This window comes from uncultured Mucilaginibacter sp., from assembly GCF_903913935.1.
Taxonomy (GTDB): Bacteria; Bacteroidota; Bacteroidia; order Sphingobacteriales; family Sphingobacteriaceae; genus Mucilaginibacter.
On sequence record NZ_CAIWNH010000093.1, the window covers coordinates 1 to 4,063 of the forward strand.

The window sequence follows — 4,063 nt, forward strand, 5'->3', positions numbered from 1 at the left end:
CAATAACTATTTTTGATACACCGCCTTTATTAATACGGGCTGATAAATATTTGCGGATCTTTTCGTCTTCAACTAATTTGTCGGCATAGTGATTTCCACCGAACCAATTAGAATCCCAACCTTTGATGATTCCTAACCTGTTACCTATTGGATGTGCTTTCTGTCCCATTTCAAATTAATTGTTAACGTTTTTACTATCTACAACCAGGTGTACATGGTTTGAGCGTTTGCGGATACGGTATCCCCTTCCCTGCGGAGCGGGACGCAGCCTTTTTAACTGGCGGCCGCCGCCTACTGAAACCTCTTTTACAAACAGATTGCTATCTTCAACACGTTTGTCTTCGTTTTTTGCTTCCCAGTTTTTGATGGCTGATAACAAAAGCTTTTCAACACGAATTGCAGCTTCTTTATTTGTGAATTTGAGGATGTATAACGCTTTCTCAACGTTTACACCACGGATCAGGTCAACCACCAAACGCATTTTACGGGGTGAGGTTGGGCAGTTCTGTAATTTTGCGATTGAAGCGCCGCCTTGCTGAGCTTTTTCCTCTTCTTTGCGTTGCCTGATCAATACAGACTTTTTAATTTTTGTTCTTGCTTCTTCCATTGCCTGTTATTTTTTCTTTTCAGCGTGACCGCGGAATGTACGGGTTGGTGCAAACTCTCCCAGCTTGTGTCCAACCATGTTTTCTGTTACGTACACAGGGATAAATTTATTACCGTTGTGTACCGCGAATGTATGACCAACGAAATCCGGAGAGATCATGGAACGACGAGACCATGTTTTTACAACCGACTTCTTATTTGAATCATTCAGTACCGTAACTTTTCTGTCTAAGTTATGGTCGATGTAAGGTCCTTTTTTAATTGAACGAGCCATTATTTTTTCCTTCTTTCAATGATATAACGATCCGATGATTTCTTTTTGTCACGAGTTTTAAAGCCTTTGGCTAATAAACCTTTGCGTGAACGTGGATGACCACCTGAGGCCCTTCCCTCGCCACCACCCATAGGGTGATCTACCGGGTTCATGGCTACACCACGAACTCTTGGCCTGCGGCCTAACCAGCGTTTACGGCCGGCTTTACCTAACACGGCATTAGCTTTCTCACCATTTGAAACCGTACCGATAGTTGCCAAACAAGTTGACAATATCATACGGGTTTCGCCTGAAGGCAATTTGATGATGGCATATTTACCATCACGTGCCGAAAGCTGGGCATAAGTACCTGCGCTGCGCGCTATAGTACCACCCTGGCCGGGGTTAAGTTCAATATTATGGATAATAGAACCAAGCGGGATGTTCTTAAGCGGCAATGTATTACCAACTTCGGGTGCCACGCTGTCGCCTGACAGAACAGTCATACCTACGGTAAGTCCTGCAGGAGCTATCATATATCTTTTTTCGCCATCGGCAAAGTGCAGTAACGCTATACGTGCCGACCGGTTAGGATCATACTCGATAGTTGCAACTTTTGCAGGGATATCAAATTTATTACGTTTGAAATCAATTAACCTGTAAGCTTGTTTGTGGCCACCACCTAAATAGCGCATGGTCATTTTACCGCTGTTGTTACGTCCGCCCGATCTTGTGTTTACCGAAACCACCAATGTTTTTTCAGGAACATTAGTTGTGATATCAGCAGTACTGGTATCAATCCGGAAGCGTGTACCGGGTGTAACCGGTTTAAATCTTTTAACTGCCATCTCTTTATTTATATGCCGCTATAAAAATCAATTACTTCTCCGTCTTTCAACGTAATGATCGCTTTTTTGTAAGTAGCGGCGCGTCCTGAAACAGCTCCGGCCTTAGTATTGCGGGTCTTAAGTTTACCAACGTATTTCATGGTGTTTACCGCCTTAACGGTTACACCATACATAGCTTCAATTGCTCCTTTAATCTGAATCTTGTTGGCCCTGTGGTCAACTTTGAAAGCATAACGATTAAGCTTCTCGGTTAAGCGGGTTACTTTTTCAGTAAGTAAGGGTTTCTTTAAAATTTCCATATTTACTTAGCTAATGCTTCCTCCAAAGTTTTAAGAGCACCTGTAGTTAAGATCAGCTTGCCTGCGTTCAACACATCATAAGTGTTTAACTGGTCAGCTAAAATAACCTTGGTTTTTTTCAGGTTTCTGCTTGATAAATACACATTGTTATTTGCAGTGCCTAATACTAAAAGTGTTCTTACGTCACCTGCATTTAAGTCGGTGGTAAACTGTACATAGCTTTTAGTTTTTACAGCATCGAAAGTAAAATCTTCAACTACTACTATGCTGCTATCTTTTGCTTTGTATGATAAAGCTGATTTACGTGCAAGTACTTTTAGTTTTTTATTTAACTTAAAGCTGTAATCACGCGGCTGCGGACCGAATACACGGCCACCACCATTAAACAACGGTGACTTTACGCTACCGGCACGGGCACCGCCTGTACCTTTTTGTTTATATAATTTACGGGTTGAACCTGCAATTTCGTTACGCTGTTTTGATTTATGCGTTCCCTGGCGCTGGTTAGCGAGGAATTGCTTTACATCTAAATAGATAGCGTGATCGTTTGGTTCGATTCCGAATACGGACTCAGAAAGTTGCACCTTGGCACCTGTTTCTTTACCTGATACATTTACTACGTTAACTTCCATCTTATTTATCCACTATTACGAATGAACCCTTAGCTCCCGGGATGGAACCTTTAACTACCAATAGGTTTTGCTCAGCAAATACCTTAACTACCTGTAAGTTTTGAACCTTAACACGTTCGTTACCCATTTGGCCGGCCATACGCATACCTTTAAATACGCGGGAAGGCCATGAAGATGCACCCATTGAACCCGGAGCACGTAAACGATTGTGTTGTCCGTGAGTTTGCATACCCACACCACTAAAACCATGACGTTTTACAACACCCTGGAAACCTTTACCTTTTGAAGTACCCACCACATCAACAAAATCGCCGATCTCAAAAATCCCAACGGTAACAGTGTCACCTAAGCTTTTTTGATCTTCGAAAGTTTTGAATTCAACCAGACGACGTTTTGGCGTTGTACCGGCTTTGGCGAAATGGCCTTTTAAGGGAGAAGTAGTGTGCTTGTCTTTTGCCTCACCATATGCAAGCTGTACAGCTGCATATCCATCTGTTTCAACAGACCTGATCTGGGTTACCACGCAAGGGCCAGCTTCGATCACAGTACAGGGGATGTTTTTCCCTGTCTCGTCGAAAATGCTGGTCATTCCTACTTTTTTACCAATTATTCCTGACATTTTATTTATTTTTTTGTGCTCATCGAAGCAGTAGGGCCACGTTCAAAGCATATTATCCCCCGTTAAGGGACGGCAAAGATAGGGATTATAAATTAAATGCCAAATAGTGAGCGCATTATTTTTTATAATTATTTTGAGGGGTGATTTGGAGGTAGATTATAGGGATTTTATTGAGGGTTGATGGGGTGTTTGCTGCATTTGATCGAATCTGACGTTTGTTTAAGTATATAATTTATGTCAGGCAAAATGTAACATGTGCCGTGCGCTGCTGACTTAAAAACTTGCAGAGTCTTTAAAACTAAGGTGGGTACCCTTCAATCAATATTAACTTCTTTAATAACCACGAAAATATCAGGGTCTTCAATAGAGTATTTAATTAGGTACGATTGGCCAGCCCGATACCTATGGTTACCATCGCCAATTTCTTGTTGCACTATACCATTAGCCGTATAATATTTTAGGGTGGCAAAGCGCGTGTTTTTCCGGCCGGTTCCGGGTCGTAATCACGGTAGCAACTGCTGTTTTCGAAGGATAATATCGTAATATGTAAGCGACCCTTTTGTCGGCAAGGTCAGAAAACACCCAAATACTGCACAGGAAAAGGCCTATAAATATTATTTTTAATACGGTTGCATTCGCTGTTCTTAAAAAATAGTCTCCGATTATTTTATAAGTTATAAAGCCCCATCCCAATAAAAGGAACCCGTATGCGACAAAAGTTATAGCAGTATCATATTTAAATGAAAAAAAACAAATATAAATCGCTCCTGTCGCAAGTAACAGTAACCCAATTAATGCATATTTAA

General features: G+C 41.4%; 7 protein-coding genes and 1 pseudogene. All 8 read right to left on the reverse strand.

Going from position 1 to position 4,063, the window contains the following annotated elements; all coding sequences use genetic code 11:
- A pseudogene (locus tag QZY09_RS03540) lies at positions 1–169 on the reverse strand (30S ribosomal protein S3); the annotation flags it as partial.
- A 6-nt stretch (positions 170–175) separates the two neighbouring features.
- A complete protein-coding gene (gene rplV, locus QZY09_RS03545; protein ID WP_197706090.1) occupies positions 176–607 on the reverse strand; it encodes a 50S ribosomal protein L22 in 432 nt (143 codons plus the stop codon).
- 6 nt (positions 608–613) lie between these two features.
- Positions 614–880 carry a 30S ribosomal protein S19 gene (gene rpsS, locus QZY09_RS03550; protein WP_096350136.1) on the reverse strand — a complete coding sequence of 89 codons (267 nt, stop codon included), beginning with the start codon at positions 878–880 and terminating at the stop codon, positions 614–616.
- Entirely contained in the window at positions 880–1,707 is an 828-nt protein-coding gene (rplB, locus tag QZY09_RS03555; RefSeq protein ID WP_295668114.1) for a 50S ribosomal protein L2, read from the reverse strand. Before rplB ends, rpsS begins: the two co-directional genes overlap by 1 nt.
- Positions 1,708–1,715: 8 nt before the next feature.
- On the reverse strand, positions 1,716–2,006 hold the full coding sequence (gene rplW / locus QZY09_RS03560) for a 50S ribosomal protein L23 (protein ID WP_295668117.1): 291 nt from the start codon (positions 2,004–2,006) through the stop codon (positions 1,716–1,718).
- Between the two features lie 2 nt (positions 2,007–2,008).
- A complete protein-coding gene (gene rplD / locus QZY09_RS03565; protein ID WP_295668120.1) occupies positions 2,009–2,638 on the reverse strand; it encodes a 50S ribosomal protein L4 in 630 nt (209 codons plus the stop codon).
- 1 nt (position 2,639) lies between these two features.
- Positions 2,640–3,257 carry a 50S ribosomal protein L3 gene (gene rplC / locus QZY09_RS03570; RefSeq protein ID WP_295668123.1) on the reverse strand — a complete coding sequence of 206 codons (618 nt, stop codon included), beginning with the start codon at positions 3,255–3,257 and terminating at the stop codon, positions 2,640–2,642.
- Positions 3,258–3,698: 441 nt separating this feature from the next.
- Positions 3,699–4,063, reverse strand: a 365-nt coding sequence (locus QZY09_RS03575; protein ID WP_295668126.1) for a hypothetical protein, incomplete at its 5' end; no start/stop codon positions are given.

Bases quoted from the DNA above. Each gene is read 5' to 3' on its own strand.
- rplB (WP_295668114.1), bottom strand. From the start codon at position 1,707: ATGGCAGTTAAAAGATTTAAACCGGTTACACCCGGTACACGCTTCCGG.
- rplW (WP_295668117.1), bottom strand. From the start codon at position 2,006: ATGGAAATTTTAAAGAAACCCTTACTTACTGAAAAAGTAACCCGCTTA.
- rplC (WP_295668123.1), bottom strand. From the start codon at position 3,257: ATGTCAGGAATAATTGGTAAAAAAGTAGGAATGACCAGCATTTTCGAC.
- rplV (WP_197706090.1), bottom strand. From the start codon at position 607: ATGGAAGAAGCAAGAACAAAAATTAAAAAGTCTGTATTGATCAGGCAA.
- rpsS (WP_096350136.1), bottom strand. From the start codon at position 880: ATGGCTCGTTCAATTAAAAAAGGACCTTACATCGACCATAACTTAGAC.
- rplD (WP_295668120.1), bottom strand. From the start codon at position 2,638: ATGGAAGTTAACGTAGTAAATGTATCAGGTAAAGAAACAGGTGCCAAG.